Consider the following 20,730-nt stretch of genomic DNA (forward strand, 5'->3'; position numbering starts at 1 on the left):
CCGAGTCTGCCCAGGTGGCATGACTCAAACAAAAGGGTCTCCGAGAAACCCGGGGCGGTTCAGTGTTCATCCACGTTGCTCGACGCTCAAGCTTCGTGGGTGCTGCCAATGAGCTGGGCATGTCCGCTGCTTATGTCAGCAAGCGGGTCAAACTGCTGGAGCAGAATATGAGCGTGGTGTTGTTGCACCGCTCAACGCGGCAAGTGTCGATTACCGAAGACGGCGAGCGAGTCTATGAGTGGGCTAAAGGCATTCTGGAGTCGGTGCAGCAGATGGGCGACGAAGTTGCCGCGCTGCACGGCGAGCCCAGTGGCTTGCTGCGAGTGGTCAGCAGCCAGGGCTTCGGTCGCCGTTTCGTAGCGCCTGCCTTGTCGGAGCTGGCGGCGCTTTATCCGAAGCTGAATATACGTCTGGATATTCAGGACCGGCTGGTCGACCTGATCGAGGAGGGCGTCGACCTGGACATCCGCGTCGGCAACGAAATTGCCCCGCACCTGCGTGCAAGACACCTGGCCAGCAACTGGCGCGTGTTGTGCGCGAGCCCCGCTTACCTGAAAGATCATGGGGTGCCACTGAGTATCGGTGAGCTGGCCAACCACGATTGCCTGGTGATCAAGGAGCGCGACCGTCCGTTCGGCATATGGCATCTCAATGGGCCGCAAGGCGCTGAAACCGTCAAGGTAACCGGCAGCCTGTCCACCAACCACGGCGAAATCGCCCGCCAGTGGTGCCTGGACGGGCGCGGTGTGTTGCTGCGTTCGCTCTGGGATGTGCGCACTGACCTGGCCGAGGGTCGGCTGGTTCAGATGCTGCCGGAATACCGTCAGGATGCAGACATCTGGGCGGTGCATACCTCGCCGCTGATGAGTTCGGCCAAGGTCCGCGTCACGGTGGAGTTTCTGCGTCACTACCTCGCCTTGCATCCCTCACCGGCAAACCGCTGACCCGTGCAGACCGGCGTCAGTGCGCTCCCGCTGCCTTGTTCAGGTCGCTGTCCGTCCATTCAGTGTAGATACACGCGTCGGCAGCGGCCCAGCGTACCCGCACCGGGTCGCCAGCCCCGAGCAGCATGCCGGTCGCTGAAAGCGCTTTGACAGTCATGGCAGTACCGCCTGTGGTGACCACCGAGCAGGTCTGGCTCTCGCCGAGAAAAAGCACTGGCACTCACTTCGTTCCAGCCTGCTTCAAGTGGTGTGCCAGCAGCTTGTTCAACGCTCAGCGCCTGGGCTTTCTCCGGGCGAACCATCAGCAGAACGTCCTGATCGGTCTTCAGGCCCGGGGTCGGGCGAATCGCCAGCGCAAGGCCTTCAAACGTTGCCACGGCGTTGCCCTGTGCCTTGAGCCTGAGGAAGTTCGAGTTGCCGAGAAACGACGCAACGAAGGCATTTGGCGGGTCCTGATACAGGTCATAACCCGAACCCAGACCGACGATTTTGCCGTGGCTGAAAATCGCGATGCGCTGGGACAGGCGCATGGCTTCTTCCTGATCGTGGGTCACATAGACGATGGTGATGCCCAGCCGACGATGCAACTGACGCAGTTCGTCCTGCAGGTCTTCACGCAGCTTCTTGTCCAGTGCGCCCAGCGGCTCGTCCATCAGCAGGATGCGTGGCTCATAGACCAGCGCTCTGGCAATGGCAACTCGTTGCTGCTGGCCACCGGACAGTTGTGAAGGGCGGCGGTGAGCAAACTCTTCCAGCTGGACGAGTTTGAGCATCGCATCGACTTTCTTCTCGCGCTCAGCCGCAGGCAACTTGCGGATCGCCAGCGGAAAAGCAATGTTGTCGCGTACCGACAGGTGCGGAAACAGCGAGTAGCGTTGAAACACCATGCCGATGTCGCGCTTGTGCGGTGGCACATTGACCAGCGATTTGCCGCTGACCAGAATCTCGCCCGAGCTGGGCGTCTCGAAACCGGCGAGGATTGACAGAGTGGTGCTTTTACCCGAGCCACTGGAACCGAGAAAGGTCAGGAATTCGCCGTCCTGAATATCCAGGGAAATGTTGTCGACAGCGGCGAAATCGCCGTAGTGCTTGTTCAGGTTGCACAGGCTGACCAGCGTTTTCTGATCCTGATGGGCGGGGTCTTTGATCACGGCACTCATGAAGTACTCCTGGCTTCGTTGCGGCGACGCAGGGTTGCGGCGATGAACATGATCAGCACCGACAGGGCGATCAGCAGCGTTGAGGCAACAGCGATGACCGGCGTCAGGTCCTGACGCAGGGTGGTCCACATTTTTACGGGAAGGGTTTGCAGGGTCGGGCTGGCCATCATCACGCTCAGCACCACTTCGTCCCACGAGACCAGAAACGCGAACAGCGCGCCAGCCATCATGCCCGGACGGATGCCGGGAAAGGTCACTTTGTAGATCGCCTGCAGGCGTGACGCGCCACAGATTACCGCGGCATCTTCAATGGACTGATCGAACAGTTTCAGCGAGTTGATGATCGAGATGATGGTGAACGGCAAGGCGACGATCACATGGCTGACGACGAAGGAAAACAATGTGCCGGTGTAACCGAGTTTGAGAAACAGGGCGTACACGGCAACAGCGATAATCACCAGCGGCACAATCATCGGCAAGGTGAAGACGCCGTACAGAAAATCGCGCCCGGGGAAACGGCCGCGCACCAGCGCGAAAGCGGTGGGCAGGCCCAGCGCCACCGAGGCAATGGTGGTCAGAATCGCGACCTTGAGGCTGGACATGGCGGCGGCCATCCAGTCCGGGTTGGAGAAAAACTGCTGATACCACTTCAGTGTCCAGCCGGGTGGCGGAAATACCAGCCACTGTGATGAACCGAATGACAGCAGGACGATGAACAGGATCGGCAGCAACAGAAACAGCGCGATCAGGCCAGTGGTCAGGTACAGACCCGTACGCAGGCCGGGGCTCATGGCATTGGGTGTCAGGAGCATGGCGGTTTACCTCGCGTTACTGGCACCGACCGGCGATTCCGGCTGGAGCTTCAGGTAGAAGTAGAACAGCACCAGCGTAATCAGCACCAGCAACGCAGCGGCGGCACTGGCCAGCCCCCAGTTGAGGAACGACTGCACCTGCTGGACGATGAATTCGGGCAGCATCATGTTCTGCGCGCCACCCAGCAGCGCCGGGGTAACGTAGTAACCGAGCGACATGACAAACACCATCAGCCCCCCCGGAAAACAGTCCCGGACGGCACAGCGGCAGGAATACCCTGAAGAAGTTGGTCCATGGGCTGGCACCGCAGATCGAGCCGGCCTGCAACACCATGGGATCGATGGCTTGCATGGTCGCCTGCAGCGGCAGGACGATGAACGGAATCATGATGTAGCTCATGCCGATCACCACACCGGTCAGGTTGTGCACCATCTCCAGCGGCTGATCGATAATGCCCATCGCCATCAGCGCCTTGTTGACCACCCCGGACGCCTGCAACAGCACCAGCCAGGAGTAGGTGCGCGCCAGCAGGCTGGTCCACATCGACAACAGCACAATGTTCAGAATCCAGCGTCCCCAGCCACGCGGTACCAGGGTGATGACCCAGGCCAGCGGGAAGCCCAGCAGCAGGCTGAACAAGGTCACCAGACCGGCGACGGAAAAGGTATTGAGCAGCACCCGCGAGTAAGCCGAGTTGGCGAACAGTTGTTCGTAGTTGCCAAGGCCCGGCACCGGCTCAAGCACACCGCGCAGCAGCAGGCCGATCAGCGGGGCGAAGAAAAACAGTCCGAGAAAGATCAGCGCCGGAAGCAGATTGCGGCTGCCACGCCAGTGCTGAGCGAGGGAAGGGGATCGCTGCATGCTCGTCGCCTTGTCGTGTGCCGCGCCGGCGGTGCGCGGAGCACCACCGGCCGGGATGGGTTGACGAGGAGCGACCGCTGTCATTTTTACTTGACCAGCCATTCGTTCCACCGTGTCGCAATGTCCGCGCCATTCTTGGCCCAGTATGCGAAGTCGAGAGTGATTTGATCGGCAACATGGGCGGTCGGCAGGTTAGGTGCCAGTGTTGAGTCCAGGCGCGCAACGCTCTGAGTGTTTACCGGGGCATAGGCACTGAGGTTGGAGAAGTCTGCCTGGCCTTTGGCGCTGGTTGCGTTGGCGATGAATTTCATCGCGGCATCCTTGTTTTTTGCGCCTTTTGGCACGACCAGAAAATCAGCCATGACCAGGTTTTGTTTCCAGCTCACACCCACCGGTGCGCCGTCCTGTTGCAGCGCATAGACCCGGCCGTTCCACATTTGGCCCATCGCCACTTCGCCAGAGGCCAGCAGTTGTTTAGACTGTGCGCCGCCGCCCCACCAGACGATGTCCTTCTTGATGATGTCGAGTTTCTTGAAGGCGCGGTCGAGGTCCAGCGGGTAGAGCTTGTCGGGGGCTACGCCGTCGGCCAGCAGGGCCAGTTCAAGCACGCCTGGGCTTGGCCATTTATACAGCGAGCGTTTGCCGGGGTAGGTTTTGGTGTCGAACATGGCGGCCCAGTCGACGGGTGGTTTGGCACCCACTTTGCTTTCGTTGTAGCCAAGCACGAAGGAGAAGAAAAACGAACCGGCACCGTGGTCGGTGACAAAGCGCTTGTCGATCTCGTCGCGTTTGATGGTGTTGAAGTCCAGAGGCTCCAGCAGGCCTTCGCTGGCGGCACGCAGGGCAAAGTCGGCTTCGACATCGACAACGTCCCACTGCACGTTACCGCTTTCGACCATGGCCTTGAGTTTGCCGTAGTCAGTGGGACCGTCCTGTACGACCGTGATCCCGCTGGCCTTGCTGAACGGAGCTGCCCAGGCTTCTTTCTGGAAGTCTTGGGTGGAACCGCCCCAGCTCACGAAGTTGACGCTCTCGGCGGCGCTCGCGGCGATACTCGAGAGAGCCAGCACGCCGGCCGCCAGAACTGCTGCTGCACGTTTGTTCAACACCATTTTCACGCCCTCATTTGTTGTGTTTTGAGCGGGCTTTTCTTGCCCGCGTAATCGGGAGCAGTAGGTCCAATGGGCCTTGAAACCTGGTACAGGTCAGGAGCTGTTATTAGTGCTGTCCCTTGGCGGGCGCGCCTGACTAAATCGTGTTTTTATGGAATGTCATATTATGGTATTCCAAACTTTCTGCAAGCGTTTTGCCCTGTCAAAATGCCTTCATCGAGTGTTTTTGCGGTAAACCCATGCGGTTGCCGAGCGGAGGCCGTGGGGCGTGCCCGTGGTACTTTTGCCGGTCAGCCGGGAAACGGAATATTTTCAATCACTTCCAGATCGTAGCCGGTCAAACCTGCGTATTTCAGTGGCGGGCCGAGGTGGCGCAGTTTGCCGACACCCAGATCCTGCAAGATCTGAGCGCCAGTACCGACCTCGGAATAGATACGCGATTGCGAGCGAGTGTATTGGCGCGGCGGCTGGGTAAGTTGCGGAATTCGCTCCAGCAACGCCTGTGAGGACTCGTGATTGGCCAGCACCACGACCACGCCGCGACCTTCTTGCGCCACCCGTTGCAGCGCGGCCCAGAGCGTCCAGTTCGACGGGCCGGTGTATTCGGCGCCGACCAGGTCGCGCAACGGGTCGACCACATGCACGCGCACCAGAGTAGGGTCGTCGCGGCGGATATCACCCATCACCATGGCCATGTGTACGCCACCTTCGATGCGGTCTTCGTAGCTGAACAGGCGGAAGGTGCCGTGTACCGTGGGCAGGTCGCGCTCGCCGATCCTGACGATGGTGTGCTCGGTGCTAAGCCGGTAATGGATCAGGTCGGCGATGGTACCGATACGGATTCCGTGTTTTTCGGCGAACAGCTCCAGATCAGGGCGACGCGCCATTGTGCCGTCGTCATTCATGACCTCGACAATCACCGAGGCGGGGGGAAAACCAGCCATACGTGCCAGATCGCAGCCCGCTTCAGTGTGCCCGGCGCGGGTCAGAACACCGCCGTCACGCGCGCGTAACGGGAAAATATGACCCGGCTGCACCAGGTCTTCCGGTACTGCGTGCGGGTTGACGGCGGCCTGAACGGTACGCGCACGATCTGCCGCGCTGATGCCGGTGGTCACGCCCGTTGTCGCTTCGATGGACACCGTGAACGCGGTGGCGAAGACACTGCCGTTGCTCGGCACCATTTGCTCCAGGCCAAGACGCTGGCAGTGCTCATCGGTCAGCGTCAGGCAGATCAGCCCGCGTGCTTCGCGAGCCATGAAGCTGATTGCCTGTGCTGAACAGCAATCAGCGGCAAGCAGCAGATCGCCTTCGTTTTCCCGGTCTTCGTCATCAACCAGCAAAACCATCTTGCCCAGGCGGTAGTCTTCAATAATGTCTTCGATGCGGTCGAATGCCATGTTCAGTATCCCGGTTTTATGGGTAAACGAATCGTGGTATACCATAAGACAGCATATTTCACAGATTCCCCATCATTGAAACAGTGAGATCACGATGAAGGCTTATTGGATTGCACACGTCGATGTAACTGACTCTCAGCAGTACACTGAATACACCCAGCGTGCCCCGGCAGCGTTCGTGTTGTTTGGTGGCAAATTTCTGGCGAGGGGCGGGCGTTCCGAAGCGCTGGAAGGGCGTGCGACGCCACAACGCACGGTGATTATCGAATTCGAGTCGTACGAGCAGGCAGTTGCCTGCTATCACTCGCCGCAATACCAGAACGCCATGAGCCATCGACAGGGCGCAGCCAAGGCCGAAATCGTGATAGTCGAGGGGCAGCTTTGAGCAGCAGGCAAAATCCAGGTGCGGCCCGGACTGCTTCGCCTGGAGCTGCACTTAACGAATAAAATGCACCTTGCCGGTGTCGTCGTTGCCGATGTAGATGCCATACACCCCCGCCTGACGCTCTTCGATATAGCGTTCCAGTATCTGGCGGATGGCGGGGTAATAGATGCTGTCCCACGGGATGTCTTCAGGGGCGAAGAATTGGTAGTCCAGGGTTTCCGGGCCGAACTGGCCGGTGACTTCCAGGGCGATGGCACGGAACACGATGTAGACTTCGCTGATCCGCGGCACGCTGAAGATGGAATAGGGCGAGACGATTTCGGCGCGCACCCCGGTTTCTTCCCAGACCTCACGCAGCGCCGCCTGCTCGGTGGTTTCGCCGCTTTCCATGAACCCGGCAGGCAGTGTCCAGGTGCCGGGCCGCGGCGGGATGGCGCGTTGGCACAGCAGATATTTGCCTTCCTGCTCGATGATGCAGCCGGCAATGATCTTCGGGTTGACGTAATGAATGTACTGGCAGCCGCCGCAAATCAACCGCGTGTGGGTATCGCCCTCGGGGACGCGCTGAGCCAGGTCAGCGCATCCGCATTGAGGGCAGAAGCGCGGTGTGACCATGTCAGCGCCCTATGCGGGGTTCTTTGAGTGCCACGGGCGCGATGATTTCGCGGACTTTGGTGTCTTCGTCCTGCTTGGATTTCAAATATTCCAGTGCCACGCGTGCGGCGTTGCGCACGTGATCGACCGAGGCCTGATGCGCGGCCATGGGGTCGCCGCTCTTGATGGCCTCGACCATCAGTTCCATTTCCTTGTTGCTCGCACCGCGGCGGTTTTCCTGGGAGACCGAGGTGGCGCGCAAATAGCTGATGCGCGCCTGCAACTGACGCAGCTGCGTTGCGGCGATGTGATTACCGGAGCCTTCCAGTAGCACGTCATAGAAACCCTGAACCGAATCGATCACTTGCTGCAGCTCGCCTTCCTTGAGCGCCTGGCGATTTTCCTCCAGGGCTTTTTCCAGGGCGCGAATGTACTTGGGCTTGGCGCGCAGGGTGAACAGCTGAACAATCAGGCCCTCCAGTACGCACCGCAGCTCGTAGATATCGCACGCGTCTGCCAGGGTGATAATGGCAACGCGCGGGCCCTTGGCATCGGCGAACTCGACCAGGCCTTCGGATTCCAGATGGCGCAGCGCCTCGCGCACCGAGGTGCGGCTGACGCCCAGACGGTCACACAGATCACGCTCGACCAGACGATCGCCCGGCAGCAGCTGAAAATTCATGATCGCGCTGCGCAGCTTGTCCAGCACAATCTCCCGAAGGGTGACGGGGTTGCGGTTGACCTTGAAGGTGTCATCGAGTGGCAGGCGTTTCATCGGGTGTGCTCGGAATGGGGCTGTCAAAGTAAAAACGTGACTGGAAACCGTGGCTGGAAACAAAGTCTCGCTCATGTCGGCAGCCCACGAACCACGCGGGCTGCTGCATGGCCCGGACGGATGAACCCGGGTCGCGGCCGAGTTTATCACGCCGATGCCTGCAACCACCAAAACCGCCCGGCGCAGCCTCAGACGATGGCTGGCAGTGCGCCCATCTTGCCGCGGTGATAAACCATTGGTGTGACTGGTACAGCGGGCAGGATCAGGTTTTTCACTGCGCCGACAATGATTGCATGATCGCCACCGTCGTATTCGCGCCACAGCTCGCATTCAATGATAGCGGTTGCCTTGCCCAGCAGCGGGTTGCCCAGCTCGCTCAAGTGCCACTCGATGCCTTTGGTCTTGTCCTTGCCCTTGCTGGCGAACGCATAGGCTTCGACCTGCTGGTCGGCAGACAGCAAGTGAATGGCGAATTTTTTGCTGTCGCGCAGCACCGGGTAAGTGTCCGATGCGTAGTTGGGGCAGAACAGCACCAGCGCCGGGTCGATGGACAGCGCACTGAACGCACTGGCGGTGATACCGACCAGATTGCCCTCGGGGTCCAGCGTGGTGACAATCGTGACGCCTGAAGGGAATGACGCCATGACTTCTTTGTAGATACTCGGTTCGATCATCGCAGCGGCCTCGTTAACGCATGACAAATGGATCAGGCATGGGCGCCTGCGAAAGGTTGATCCACACCGTTTTCAGTTCGGTGTAGGCCAGTACGGAGTCTATCCCGCTCTCGCGGCCGTAGCCGCTGTTTTTGAAACCGCCGATAGGCGCCATGGCCGACACGGCACGATAGGTGTTGACCCAGATGATACCCGAGCGAATATCCCGCGCCAGGCGATGCGCACGGCCCAGGTCACGGGTCCAGATTCCGGCAGCCAGGCCGAACTGTGAGTCGTTGGCAATGGCCAGCGCCTCCGCTTCGTCCTTGAAACGAATCACCGATGCCACCGGGCCGAACACTTCTTCCTGCATGATTTTCATCGAGTTGCGGTCGCATTCGAACAGCGTAGGTTCATAGAACCAGCCTTTGCTGTCCAGCCTCGGGCGCTTGCCGCCCAGACGCAGGCGTGCACCTTCGGCCAGCGCGTCCGCCACCAGGCCTTCTACCACGGCCAGTTGCTGGGCTGTGGCCATCGGACCCATTTCGGTAGTTTCATCCTGCGGATTGCCGATCCGGATACGACTGGCGCGCTCGGCCAGGCGTTCAATGAACTCATCGTAGATTTCGTCCTGCACCAGCAGTCGCGAGCCGGAAACACAGCTTTGCCCGGACGCTGCATAGATGCCTGCGACCGCACCATTGATGGCACTGTCCAGATCGGCGTCGGCGAAAATGATATTCGGTGATTTTCCGCCGAGTTCCAATGACAGTTTGGCGAAATTCTCGGCGCTGCTGCGCACCACGTGGCGCGCCGTGGCCGCGCCACCGGTAAAGGCAATCTTGCGCACCAGCGGGTGGCGGGTCAGTGCAGCGCCTGTTGTCGGGCCGTAACCGGTGATGACGTTGACCACGCCGGGCGGGATACCCGCTTCAAGCGCCAGCCGCGCCAGCTCAAGCACGGTGGCCGAGGCGTGTTCCGATGGCTTTAGGACGATGGTATTGCCAGCCGCCAGCGCCGGGGCCAGCTTGATGGCGGTCAGGTACAACGGGCTGTTCCACGGAATGATTCCGGCGACCACGCCCATCGGTTCATGCACGGTGTAGGCGAACAGGTCCGGCTTGTCGAGGGGCAGGGTGCCGCCCTCGAGCTTGTCAGCCAGCCCGGCTGTGTAATGAAAGAACTCCGGCAGGTAACTGACCTGACCACGGGTTTCGCGAATCAGCTTGCCATTGTCGCGGCTTTCCAGCTGCGCCAGATTCTCTTTGTTTTCGGCGATCAGGTCGCCCAGTTTGCGCAGCAGCTTGCCGCGTGCCGTGGCAGTAAGGCCTCGCCACGCTGGGCCCTCGAAAGCTTTCTGCGCGGACTGCACAGCACGTTCGACATCTGCTTCGTCGGCGTCGGGCAGTTGCGCCCACGGTTCAGCCAGCGCCGGGTTGAGACTGTCGAAAGTCTTGCCGGACAACGCATCGACCCATTGGCCGTCGATGCACATCTGAAAGCGGGTAAGGCTCATGCAACTATCCCCTTGATCGAGTTGTGGGCAGTCGCCAATTTGTCGAGACCGGTTTTTTCAAAGAAGTCGAGTAACACCTGGTTGACCAGGCGCGGCGACTCAACCGGCATCATATGGCGTTGATCGGGCAGTATCGCGACTTCGGCACCGCTGATGCGCATGGCCAGCTCACGGGCCATTTCCGGCGTTGATCCAGGGTCAAGTTCGCCAGTGGCAATCAGGGTCGGTGCGCGAATATCGCCCAGATCTTCGGCGCGGTACATATCCTGGGTAGCAAACAGCTTGTAGGTAGTCAGGTAGCCTTGCGGATCGTTACTGGCCAGATTCTGCCGGATGGCCGCAATCTGCGCCGGGTTGGCCGCCTGATACTCACGGCTGAACCAGCGTGACAAAGCTTCGCCTGCGTTGGCGTCCGGCCCGTGCTCGGCGGCCTGGCTGGTGCGCGCAATGACGCCTGCACGCTGTTCAGGGCTGCGGTTGAACACGCTGTTGAGAATCACCAACCCGGCGAGAAGCTGCGGAAACTCCAGCGCGAATGCCCTAGCCACCAGCCCGCCCATCGAGAAGCCGACGACCGTCGCCTGGGGCAGTTGCAAATGCTCCAGCAACTCACGAAGTTGCTCGGCATAGCCCGGAAGGCCAGTGTCCGGGTCCGGACGCGGGCTGGCACCATGGCCGAGCATGTCATAAGCGATTACCTGATAATTCGTGGCCAGGCCAACGATCTGGCCGCCCCACATTTCCTTGTTCAGGCCCACCCCGTGAATCAACACCACGGGGTGACCTTGGCCGGTAGCCAGATAGCTGGTACCCGCCGGGGTGTGTTCAGCGGTGAGCTGAATCATGGATCGCTCCTGCGCAGAGGTTGGAAGATTGATCGCAGCTTTTATGGATTACTGAGCCTTTTCGGCGGCCAGTTCTTCCAGGTCGATATAACGATTGCCGATCCGCGGGTGCAGGCGTCCGCCGTTGGCGGCACCGAGGACTACGATGATTTCGTCGGCACGGGGCGAATCTTCGATGTGCATCTCCAGCGTGATGTAGTGCGAGCGCAGGCCTTCATCATCCTTGTGCATCATCGGAATCTGGATGGACGTGCCTGGGCCACCGCGTTTGTTGGTGAAGCTCAGGTAGCTCTTGGCCTTGACGGCTTCACGGTAATGATTGCCAAAGCGCAGGGTATGGATCACGGCCGAAGCGTGTTCGATTTCGCCTTCCGCCCCGACCACTGCAGCCTTGCCGTAGGCCTCGATGTTCTGCGCGCCGCCAATCGCATCGGTGAGGCGCTTGACCATCAACTCGCCCAGTGCGGAGCAGTTGGCGCGAATCTCCGGTTTCAGGTCTTCGACGAAACCACGGCCCAGCCAAGGGTTCTTGATCACGGCCGCCAGCCCGATCATGGTGACCGGCTTGTCGGCGGCCTTGCCGCCCTCGATAAAGGTTTCTTCGGTGTACGTGACGATCTTGCGAATTTCAAAACCCATGAACGAATCCCGGAGTGAGTGCTTTTGTATTTCGTATGATGGTATACCATAAGATTAGGCGTGCAAATGCTTTCTTTGCGGTGAATTCAGGGGCCGTGACTCATCTCATATTCCCGGATCAATACGCACTAACCGCTCTGGCTCGCGCTCATCAATGACCACTCGTCAGGTATGAAGGCAATCACTTTGAACAGGCGTCTTCTGGTCGTGACAGATATTCGGTGAGCCTTAAAAAGCTCTACCGAATTTTTCACCTAAGGAGACTCAGAACATGAAAGCCATCGTCTATGGCGGTCCGCGTGACGTCAGTGTCAAAAACGTACCGGATGCGAAGATCCAGAAGCCAACAGATGCTCTTGTCCGAGTGACCTCCACCAACATCTGTGGCTCGGACCTGCACATGTACGAAGGCCGCACGTCTTTCGAGACCGGGCGCATTTTCGGTCATGAGAACCTCGGCCAGGTGATCGAAGTCGGCGCCGGCGTCGACCGCATCAAAGTGGGCGACTGGGTGTGCCTGCCGTTCAATATTGGCTGCGGCTTCTGCGAAAACTGTGAGAAGGGCCTGACCGGTTATTGCCTGACCGCCAACCCGGGCAGCGCGGGTGCGGCTTACGGCTTTGCCGACATGGGCGATCATGAAGGTGGCCAGGCCGAGCTATTGCGCGTGCCGTACGCCGACTTCAACTGCCTGCTGTTGCCTGAAGATGCTGCCGAGCGTGAAGAAGACTACGTCATGCTCTCGGACATCTTTCCTACCGGTTGGCATGCCACCGAGCTAGCCGGGCTGCTGCCTGGCGAAAGCGTTGCTATCTATGGCGCCGGTCCGGTCGGTCTGATGGCTGCGCACTCGGCAATGATCAAGGGTGCTTCGCAAGTATTCGTGGTCGACAACCACCCGGATCGTCTGGCACTTGCAGCGAAAATGGGCGCGACGCCGATCAATTCGCTGGAGCAGGGTGCGGTGGATCAGATTCTCAATCTGACCAATGGCAAAGGCACCGATCGCGGTTGCGAGTGCTTGGGTTATCAGTGTTGCGACCGTCATGGGCATGAGGCCAATCACGTCACCATGAACAACCTCGTGGCCTCGACCAAGGCCACTGGCGGTATCGGTGTCGTGGGTGTTTTCGTGCCACAGGACCCGGGCGCGCATAACGATCTGGCGAAGGAAGGCAAAATGGCCTTCGATTTCGGCTCGTTCTGGTTCAAAGGCCAGCAGATTCGCACCGGACAGGCCAACGTCAAAGCCTACAACCGTCGCCTGGCCGAGCTGATCCACCATGATCGGGCCAAGCCTTCGCAGATCATTTCCCATCGTCTGAAACTTGAGGAAGGTCCTGCGGCCTATCAGCATTTCGACGCGCGCGATGAAGGTTGGACCAAAGTGGTTCTCAAGCCGAGTGCCTGATCGCTGCAACTGATCAACCCCCTTGTCGTCTTTGGCCGTGCCCGGCGACAAGGGGCAGCGCTATTTTTTCAGTCAGTTTTTATTGAGCCAGGGAGATTTATTCAGATGAACGAAGAATACCCAAAGCCACCGTTTGCCAGTCAGCCGCAAGAGGTTCCAGGGTTGCAGGGTAAGATGGACCCTTATCCGGATTGCGGCGAAAAAAGCTACAAGGGCTCCGGGCGCCTGCAGGGCAAGATTGCATTGATCACCGGTGCCGATAGCGGCATCGGTCGCGCTGTCGCCATAGCCTTTGCACGAGAAGGCGCGCAGGTTGCAATCTCGTACCTGAACGAGCATGAAGACGCGGAAGAAACCAAGCGCTGGGTCGAAGAGGCCGGCGGGAAGTGTCTGCTGTTGCCGGGTGATCTGGCCCAGAAGCAACAGTGCGAAGACATCGTGAGCAAGACGGTGGCTGAATTTGGCCGTATCGATGTGCTGGTCAACAACGCCGCGTTCCAGATGAATCACGAGACGCTGGAAGAAATCTCCGACGAAGAGTGGGTCAAGACCTTCGATATCAACATCACTGCGATGTTTCGTATCTGCAAGGCCGCGGTCCCGCATATGCCGCGGGGTGGCTCGATCATCAACACCAGTTCGGTCAATTCGGACATGCCCAAACCGACGCTGCTGGCGTATGCGACCACCAAAGGCGCGATTGCCAATTTCACCGGTGGCCTGGCGCAGTTGCTGGGCGACAAAGGTATCCGCGTGAACAGCGTGGCCCCCGGCCCGATCTGGACGCCACTCATCCCGGCGACCATTACCGACGAAGACGTCAAAAGCTTCGGCAGCGAGACCCCGCTGGGCCGTCCAGGTCAGCCGGTGGAAGTTTCGCCCATCTACGTTTTGCTGGCCTCGGACGAAGCCAGTTACATTTCCGGCTCGCGCTATGCAGTGACGGGCGGCAAGCCGATCCTGTGAATTCATAGAACGTTTGTGCGGTTGAAGCGGTGCCCGGCGGGTGCCGTTTCTCCCGCATCAGGCGTGATATTTCAGGCGCGATGAATGGTCCGGTGTCACTGCGGATACACACCTTTCCGGGTTTGAATAGGCATTGAAGCCTGTCAGTAAGCTGAACGGATCCAACTGTTGCAAGAAATTTCAATGCGTTAGCGGTGTCCATGTAAGACATTCCGTGTTCAGGCAGTTGTTAATGAAGTTCTCCAGATTTTCCCAATCCCTTTCGAAATGGGCCGGCAGCCCGGCCACTTTTGCTTCAGCCGTCGTGCTTATTTGTCTCTGGGTATTCACCGGTCCGTGGTTTCACTACAACGATACCTGGCAGTTGATCATCAATACGTCGACTACCATCATTACCTTCCTTATGGTGTTCTTGATCCAGAATACGCAGAACCGTGACAACGACGTCCTGCACCTGAAAGTCGACGAGCTGTTGCGCGTGACAAAGGATGCGCAGAACTCGTTGCTGAACCTCGACGGCCTCACGCAGAAGGACCTCAGGGCCCTGCGCAAGAAATACGAAGCCATGGGCGGCGAGCACGACATCGAGCCCCCTTTGCCAATGGCTGGTGCCGAGCAGCGAGTCTGATCGCTCAGTAACGCCGTTTTTTCAATTACCTATGGAGATTTTCATGTATCCAGACGTACAGCTTTATATCGATGGCCAATGGCGCGCGAGCCGCGATGGCCGTTCCATTCCGGTCATAGACCCTGCAACCGGCCAGTCGCTGGGCAGTGTGGCACATGCCGGTTTGACGAAGCCCTGGCGGCGGCCGAGCGTGGCTTTGCCACCTGGCGTGCGACCTCGGCCTATGATCGCTACAAGCTGATGCAGAAAGCCGCGAACCTGATTCGCGAGCGTGCCGACAACATTGCCCGGATCATGACCCAGGAGCAGGGCAAGCCCTTGGCCGAGGCGCGGATGGAAACCCTTTCTGCCGCTGATGTCATCGACTGGCTGGCCGAGGAAGGGCGTCGCAGCTATGGCCGTATCGTGCCTTCGCGTAGCGTGGCCATTGAGCAGAAGGTCGTCAAGGAGCCGGTCGGTCCTGTTGCGGCGTTCACGCCGTGGAATTTTCCGATCAATCAGGTGGTGCGCAAGTTGTCGTCTGCACTGGCAGCCGGGTGCTCGATCATCGTCAAGGCTCCGGAAGAAACTCCGGCGTCGCCTGCCGAGCTGATTCGGGCGTTTGCCGATGCCGGTGTTCCGGCAGGCGTGATTGGTCTGGTCTACGGCGATCCGGCTGAAATCTCTGGCTACCTGATCCCGCATCCGGTGATTCGCAAGGTCACGTTTACCGGTTCGACACCGGTCGGCAAGCAACTGGCTGCACTCGCCGGGAAACATATGAAGCGGGCAACCATGGAGCTGGGTGGTCATGCGCCGGCGCTGGTGTTCGATGACGCTGATATCGACCTCGCTGCGCGCGTGCTGGCCACCGCGAAGTTCCGCAACGCCGGACAGGTCTGCGTATCGCCGACGCGGATTCTGGTGCAACGCAAGGTGCTGGATGCGTTCACCGAGAGGTTTGTGGGCCTGACCCGCGAGATCAAGGTCGGCAACGGTCTGGAGGCGGGCACCACGATGGGGCCGGTAGCCAACGAGCGACGTATTCCTGCGCTGGTCGATCTGATCGAAGACGCTGTGCGTGGCGGTGCAACCCTGTCTGCCGGAGGCAAGGCTGTCGAGGGGCCGGGCTATTTCTTCGAGCCAACCGTATTGAGTGGCCTGACACCGCAAATGCGCATCATGAACGAAGAACCTTTCGGGCCGGTTGCGCTGCTGGTGCCGTTCGACACGGTTGAAGAGGCTATTGCCGAATCCAACCGAGTGCCGTTCGGGTTGGCGTCCTACGCGTTCACGACCTCGATGAAGACCGCTCAGGCGCTGAGTACTTACATTGAGGCGGGCATGCTGTCGATCAACCATCAGGGTATCGGCTTGCCGGAAGTCCCGTTCGGCGGGATCAAGGATTCCGGTTACGGTTCCGAAGGCGGCACCGAGGCCATTGAGGCTTACCTGAACACCAAGTTGGTCACTCAGTACAACTGAGTGACCAACGGGTAAATAAAAACGGTCGCGATGTGCAAGCATCGCGACCGTTTTTTTGTTGCACGTACCCGTCAGTCTTTGGCTTGAATACCGGTCTGTCTCATGACCAGATTCTTTTCTTTCTTGTACTGCAGGGCAACTTCAGGTGCCGGGCCGCTCTGGCCGGTTTCCATCCACTTGCGTATACGGCTGGCGTCAGCGAAGTGGGTGTACTTGCCGAAAGCATCGAGAATAACCACGGAAACCGGACGATTGGCCATGCTGGTCAGCAGCACAAGGCAGTGGCCGGCCTGATTGGTAAAGCCGGTTTTGGTCAGTTTGATATCCCAGTTGTCCTTGCGCACCAGGTGGTCGGTGTTGCTGAAACCCAGGGTGTAGGTCGGTTTGCGGAACGTCACCGTCTTTTGCTCGGTGGTGCTCAGTTCACTGAGCATCGGGTATTTGCGTGCCGCCATCACCAGCTTGGTGAGGTCGCGTGCGGTGGATACGTTGTAAACCGACAGGCCGGTAGGTTCGACATAGGCGGTATGTTTCATGCCCAGTGCCTTGGCCTTGGCATTCATCGCCAGAATGAACGCGGGATAACCACCGGGATAGCTGTGCGCCAGGCTCGCCGCAGCGCGGTTTTCCGACGACATCAGGGTGATCAGTAACATGTCGCGGCGGTTCATTTCACTGCCGAGTTTGACCCGGGAGAAAACACCTTTCATTTCCGGGGTCTGGGAGATATTGACCGGTATGACTTCGTCCATCGATTGTTTGGCATCAAGGACTACCATCGCGGTCATCAGTTTGGTGACCGAGGCAATCGGTACAATCACGTCCGGGTTACTGGAGTACAGAACCTTGTCGGTTTGCAGGTCGATGACCATTGCGCTGCCTGAAGCAAGGTGCAGATTGGAAGGATCACGATTCAGAACAGCGGATTCGTTTGCCAGCGTGGTAGTGGAAAGCGCCGGGCCGGTAAGTACAAATAATAGGCCCAGAAGAGACAGACGAATTTTCAAGAGCAAGGCTCACTCGATAAAGGTGGTAATGGAAGGGATCGCGTCAAAACGCTGCATTTTATGAGCAGACTTTGCGGTATGTCGATGGGTGTCGTAGGGCGTTTCATTAACAAATGCAGGAAACGGGATTTCGTTAAGTTGCGGTTAAGTGGCTTTTTGCTCTCAAACCTGTTTAAAACCGAACCACAATTGAATAGTCGTGGTGTGAAAGGCCTGCACCGATTAGCATTCCATGCCATTCAGGTCACCGATTCAAGGAGTCATGCAATGCTCAAGGGGTTTGTCAGCAAGGATTACGCAGTATTGGTGATCATCGCTTCGCTGGTTGTCATCCTGCTGCTGGGTGTCGGCTTTACATCACGCCCCAGTGACTGGGCAGGCTGGATGCAGGCCATTGGCCTGATCGTCGGTTTGATGGTTGCCGTGGCTGTACCCGCCATTCAGCGCAAGCAGGAAGCGGAGCAGGCGCGCAAGCAGGTACGTGACCGCGAAGTTGGCTACGCACGGCGCATGCAGTATCTGTGTGGCGAGCTAAGCGAATTGCAGGGCCGTATCAGTCTCAACCTGACGCACCTACGCGCCACTGACCGGCACAGCTTGAAATACACATTGCAGGATTACCTGCATCGTTTGTTCGAGTCTCACAAACAGGACCTGAACGATGATCGCGTGGTGCTGGCTCACGAGTTGCGTCAGGTTGCCAATGACCTGATCGATGAACTCGACAGTGGTCGGACCGATCGTGTGGTGTTCATGGCACTGGAAAAGCGCCTGCAGAAGCTGGCGCATCGTTGTCAGGTCAATGCCGCTATGGCCGAGCGCGGCTGAGGCGGATCGTCTGCTTTCCCTGGCTCAAAAAAAGCCCGCCTTCAAAGAGGCGGGCAAGGGGATGTGCGGAGCAACGCACGAGGTTCGCAGAAAAAGTCAGCTGTTGAGGGGCTGGCACTGCATTCGCCGGGACAACTCTTCGGCGACAGGCAAAGACGCCAGAGGGCCGCTGACCGGCTCGCCATCCTGAATCAGGTACCAGCAGGCCAGCAGACCTCGCTCTCTGAGCGGCGCTGGAACTGCACTGCCGACGACGGACATGATGTGTACCTTGGTCATAACTGCCTCCTCAATCCATGCCGCTACTGTAGTGGCCGATCGGGAAAGGTAGAAATCGACAGTCTCAATAGTGGTCATTGATAGCAACGAGGGTCGGGCACATTGCATCGGCAGGCGATAGTGTGAGCACACCAATGAAAAACCCGCCTGAAGAGGCGGGTTTTTTGTTCGGTTACCAGCGGCCGCGTGGCGGGCCGTAGTAATAGCCCGGGCCTGGGGGTGGCCCGTAGCGATGGTAGTAGCCTGGCGGTAGAGGCGGTGGGTAGCGCTCGACAACCTGGTAGACCGGGGCCGGCTGATAATAGACCGGTGGTGGTGCGTAGTAGACCGGCTGTTGTTGCACATAAACCGGCTCGCGCTCTACGTACACGGTTCTATCGCGACTTGAAGATACCGCCGCCCCGACAACGGCAGCGCCTACGATAGCACCTACCACGGCAGGGCCACCCCAGCCACGGTCAGCATTCGCCTGGCCAGCAAGGGCCAGGGCACCTACAAACAAGGCGATCTTGGGGATTTGACGAATCATGATTGTTCCTCGCTCTCAACCCGTTGTCGCGCGCCTGCATCACTCTCAAGCACTGCCACGGGATAACACTATGACATCGAAATTGTAAGAATCTGCGAAAGTGCTGAGTAAATTTTATGTAAGGTGTGCGGCGCGTGTCCTCGCGTTCACTGGTGCGTAGCATACGCTTTTATCGAATATTCAAGCCATTACCGTCTGGAGTAAACCCGTATGCCCATTACTGCAAACAGAGACACATTGTTGTGCATGTCCATGGCCGCCCGTCCCGGCAACTTTGGCGTGCGTTTCCACAATCATCTTTATCAGCAGTTGGGCCTTAACTTCTATTACAAGACCTTCTCGCCCAATGATCTTGCCGATGCCGTGGCGGGCATTCGGTCGCTGGGGATACGTGGCAGTGCGGTTTCGATGCCGTTCAAGGAAGCCTGCATTGAACTGGTCGACGAACTTGATGCTTCCGCCGCCGCCATCCAGTCGATCAATACCATCGTCAACACCGACGGGCATTTGAAGGCGTTCAACACGGATTACATCGCGGTTGCGCAGCTCATGGAGAGCCACGCCGTCCCTCGTAGCGCATTTGCCCTGCGCGGCAGCGGGGGCATGGCCAAGGCGGTTGCGTTCGCGTTGCGCGATGCGGGTTTCACCGATGGCCTGATCGTGGCCCGCAACGAGCAGGCCGGTCGACGCCTGGCCGAGGCGTGTGGCTTTCGCTGGCAGGCGGAGCTGGGAAGCGTGCGACCACCTTTACTGGTCAACGTCACGCCGCTGGGCATGCAAGGTGCCCAGGCTGACGAGTTATCGTTTGACTTGCAGGCCATCGATGCGGCCGAGACGATCTTCGATGTGGTGGCCACCCCGGCCGAAACGCCGCTGATCCAGGCTGCCCGCCGCCAGGGCAAGCGCGTCGTGAGCGGCGATGAAGTCGCGGCGATCCAGGCATTGGAGCAGTTTGTGCTGTATACCGGCATTCGCCCGACCGATGAGCAGTATCAACAGGCTGCGGCGTTCGCCAGAGCCGGATAGTGGTGGCCTGCGCACAGAGTCGGACGTGGGCGACGGGCATTACTCCAGTCTGGCAAGGCGCTCTTCAAGGGCCGCGACGCGCGCTTCCAGCTCATCAAAACGCTGGCTGGCAGCCGGGTTTGCCGCATTACGCTCAGGCGCGTGTTGACGGGCTGCAAGCAGCTCTTGCAGATCATCCGGGTCGCCTAGCAGGTGCATGTAACGATCTTCCCGTTGACCGGACTGGCGGGGTACGAGCATCGCCAGGCCTCTGGCGATGAGCCGTTCCAGTTGATGGATGAGTTGCTCGCTGTCCTCGAAATCGTGCATGCGGTGACTGCGCGTGAGCAGTTCGCTGACGGTTTGCGGGCCGCGCAGCAGCAACAGGCCGGTCAGTATCACCTGCGCGGGGACCAGCTCAACGGCCTTGTCGACCCGGTGCTCCCAGCGATCAGCGCGACTGCCCATCACCAGACGCGTCAGGCCTCGACCCTCAAGAGCGCGCAGGCTCTGCCCGACCTGGCCCGGAGTCAGGCTCATGACCGGATCGCGACTGGTCTTCTGGTTGCAGGCAAGTACCAGTGCATTAAGGGTCAGCGGGTAGGTTTCCGGGTTGGTCGCCTGTTTCTCGATCAGGCAGCCCAGAACACGCACTTCAGAGCTGTTGAGGTGCAGGGCGTCGGCATTCGGGGAGGATTCGGAGGAGGAGGATTCAATGGACATGACGCTTCCCTGAGTGATGGCGGTGGATCAGCGTAGGGCGTGGCGCACATTATTGCCAGTGTCTGTTGCACTGATCTGCAGGGTCGCTGAAAAGTGTCACGGTGTTTGCCGTCGTGGGTCGGGAGTATCAGTTTTTTTGTGTTCGGGCTGGTTAGGGCCTGCCGTCAGGCAGGCCCTTGTTTTACCAGCTCGG

The 20,730-nt window shown here is 59.1% G+C and carries 20 protein-coding genes and 3 pseudogenes; 8 read left to right on the forward strand and 15 right to left on the reverse strand.

All coding sequences use genetic code 11. From position 1 onward, the window contains the following. Positions 1–62 precede the first annotated feature (62 nt). Positions 63–944 (forward strand): LysR substrate-binding domain-containing protein, encoded by an 882-nt coding sequence (locus AO277_RS27335; protein WP_044319298.1) that lies wholly within the window; start codon positions 63–65, stop codon positions 942–944. A gap of 16 nt (positions 945–960) precedes the next feature. On the opposite strand, the pseudogene AO277_RS27340 reads toward AO277_RS27335, so the two are convergent. From AO277_RS27340 to ribBA, 5 genes and pseudogenes are all read right to left on the reverse strand, one after another. Further along, positions 961–2,104, reverse strand: a pseudogene (locus AO277_RS27340) (ABC transporter ATP-binding protein). Continuing rightward, entirely contained in the window at positions 2,101–2,916 is an 816-nt protein-coding gene (locus AO277_RS27345; protein ID WP_004658146.1) for an ABC transporter permease, read from the reverse strand. Before AO277_RS27345 ends, AO277_RS27340 begins: the two are co-directional and overlap by 4 nt. Positions 2,917–2,922: 6 nt before the next feature. Further along, positions 2,923–3,880, reverse strand: a pseudogene (locus AO277_RS27350) (ABC transporter permease). After that, complete coding sequence (locus tag AO277_RS27355; RefSeq protein WP_044319297.1) at positions 3,865–4,890, reverse strand: ABC transporter substrate-binding protein; 1,026 nt, start codon at positions 4,888–4,890, stop codon at positions 3,865–3,867. Before AO277_RS27355 ends, AO277_RS27350 begins: the two are co-directional and overlap by 16 nt. 290 nt (positions 4,891–5,180) lie before the next feature. Beyond that, positions 5,181–6,290 carry a bifunctional 3,4-dihydroxy-2-butanone-4-phosphate synthase/GTP cyclohydrolase II gene (gene ribBA / locus AO277_RS27360; RefSeq protein WP_044319299.1) on the reverse strand — a complete coding sequence of 370 codons (1,110 nt, stop codon included), beginning with the start codon at positions 6,288–6,290 and terminating at the stop codon, positions 5,181–5,183. Positions 6,291–6,384: 94 nt separating this feature from the next. Here ribBA and AO277_RS27365 point away from each other — a divergent pair, with 94 nt between their 5' ends. Further along, entirely contained in the window at positions 6,385–6,675 is a 291-nt protein-coding gene (locus AO277_RS27365) for a DUF1330 domain-containing protein (protein ID WP_044319296.1), read from the forward strand. 51 nt (positions 6,676–6,726) lie between these two features. On the opposite strand, the gene AO277_RS27370 is transcribed toward AO277_RS27365, so the two are convergent. The 6 genes from AO277_RS27370 to AO277_RS27395 form a co-directional block, all read right to left on the reverse strand. Next, positions 6,727–7,290 carry an NUDIX hydrolase gene (locus AO277_RS27370; protein ID WP_044319295.1) on the reverse strand — a complete coding sequence of 188 codons (564 nt, stop codon included), beginning with the start codon at positions 7,288–7,290 and terminating at the stop codon, positions 6,727–6,729. A gap of 1 nt (position 7,291) precedes the next feature. Beyond that, entirely contained in the window at positions 7,292–8,044 is a 753-nt protein-coding gene (locus AO277_RS27375; RefSeq protein ID WP_044319294.1) for a GntR family transcriptional regulator, read from the reverse strand. 188 nt (positions 8,045–8,232) lie between these two features. Beyond that, positions 8,233–8,718, reverse strand: a complete 486-nt coding sequence (locus tag AO277_RS27380; protein WP_002553606.1) for a flavin reductase family protein — start codon at positions 8,716–8,718, stop codon at positions 8,233–8,235. A gap of 13 nt (positions 8,719–8,731) precedes the next feature. Then, positions 8,732–10,213, reverse strand: a complete 1,482-nt coding sequence (locus AO277_RS27385) for an aldehyde dehydrogenase (protein ID WP_005757901.1) — start codon at positions 10,211–10,213, stop codon at positions 8,732–8,734. After that, positions 10,210–11,058, reverse strand: coding sequence for an alpha/beta fold hydrolase (locus AO277_RS27390; RefSeq protein ID WP_005733397.1), 849 nt, complete (start codon positions 11,056–11,058; stop codon positions 10,210–10,212). Before AO277_RS27390 ends, AO277_RS27385 begins: the two co-directional genes overlap by 4 nt. Before the next feature lie 48 nt (positions 11,059–11,106). Then, positions 11,107–11,697, reverse strand: a complete 591-nt coding sequence (locus tag AO277_RS27395) for an amino acid synthesis family protein (RefSeq protein ID WP_002553609.1) — start codon at positions 11,695–11,697, stop codon at positions 11,107–11,109. Between the two features lie 271 nt (positions 11,698–11,968). Here AO277_RS27395 and AO277_RS27400 point away from each other — a divergent pair, with 271 nt between their 5' ends. The 4 genes and pseudogenes from AO277_RS27400 (at position 11,969) to AO277_RS27415 (ending at position 16,166) form a co-directional block, all read left to right on the forward strand. Continuing rightward, positions 11,969–13,108, forward strand: coding sequence for a glutathione-independent formaldehyde dehydrogenase (locus AO277_RS27400; protein ID WP_044319293.1), 1,140 nt, complete (start codon positions 11,969–11,971; stop codon positions 13,106–13,108). A gap of 105 nt (positions 13,109–13,213) precedes the next feature. Further along, a complete protein-coding gene (locus tag AO277_RS27405) occupies positions 13,214–14,074 on the forward strand; it encodes a glucose 1-dehydrogenase (RefSeq protein ID WP_044319292.1) in 861 nt (286 codons plus the stop codon). A gap of 232 nt (positions 14,075–14,306) precedes the next feature. After that, positions 14,307–14,702, forward strand: coding sequence for a low affinity iron permease family protein (locus AO277_RS27410; protein WP_044319291.1), 396 nt, complete (start codon positions 14,307–14,309; stop codon positions 14,700–14,702). A gap of 43 nt (positions 14,703–14,745) precedes the next feature. After that, positions 14,746–16,166: pseudogene (locus AO277_RS27415) on the forward strand (NAD-dependent succinate-semialdehyde dehydrogenase). Positions 16,167–16,237: 71 nt separating this feature from the next. Here the strand turns inward: AO277_RS27415 and pbpG are convergent. Then, a complete protein-coding gene (gene pbpG, locus AO277_RS27420; RefSeq protein ID WP_002553614.1) occupies positions 16,238–17,173 on the reverse strand; it encodes a D-alanyl-D-alanine endopeptidase in 936 nt (311 codons plus the stop codon). 267 nt (positions 17,174–17,440) lie between these two features. Between pbpG and AO277_RS27425 the strand changes: the two genes are divergently transcribed. Further along, positions 17,441–18,001 carry a hypothetical protein gene (locus tag AO277_RS27425; protein ID WP_005757910.1) on the forward strand — a complete coding sequence of 187 codons (561 nt, stop codon included), beginning with the start codon at positions 17,441–17,443 and terminating at the stop codon, positions 17,999–18,001. Between the two features lie 96 nt (positions 18,002–18,097). Here the strand turns inward: AO277_RS27425 and AO277_RS27430 are convergent, their stop codons facing one another. After that, positions 18,098–18,280 (reverse strand): hypothetical protein, encoded by a 183-nt coding sequence (locus tag AO277_RS27430; protein WP_005733406.1) that lies wholly within the window; start codon positions 18,278–18,280, stop codon positions 18,098–18,100. 172 nt (positions 18,281–18,452) lie between these two features. Continuing rightward, positions 18,453–18,809 carry a hypothetical protein gene (locus AO277_RS27435; RefSeq protein ID WP_044319290.1) on the reverse strand — a complete coding sequence of 119 codons (357 nt, stop codon included), beginning with the start codon at positions 18,807–18,809 and terminating at the stop codon, positions 18,453–18,455. 210 nt (positions 18,810–19,019) lie between these two features. On the opposite strand from AO277_RS27435, the gene AO277_RS27440 reads away from it, so the two are divergent. After that, on the forward strand, positions 19,020–19,835 hold the full coding sequence (locus AO277_RS27440) for a shikimate 5-dehydrogenase (RefSeq protein WP_044319289.1): 816 nt from the start codon (positions 19,020–19,022) through the stop codon (positions 19,833–19,835). 39 nt (positions 19,836–19,874) lie between these two features. Here the strand turns inward: AO277_RS27440 and AO277_RS27445 are convergent, their stop codons facing one another. Continuing rightward, the gene (locus AO277_RS27445) at positions 19,875–20,537 is read right to left on the reverse strand and encodes a YceH family protein (protein WP_004665032.1); all 663 of its coding nucleotides are present in this window, start codon (positions 20,535–20,537) and stop codon (positions 19,875–19,877) included. Between the last annotated feature and the right edge of the window lie 193 nt (positions 20,538–20,730).

Origin of the sequence: Pseudomonas amygdali (genome assembly GCF_002699855.1) — a bacterium.
Taxonomy (GTDB): domain Bacteria; phylum Pseudomonadota; class Gammaproteobacteria; order Pseudomonadales; family Pseudomonadaceae; genus Aquipseudomonas; species Aquipseudomonas amygdali.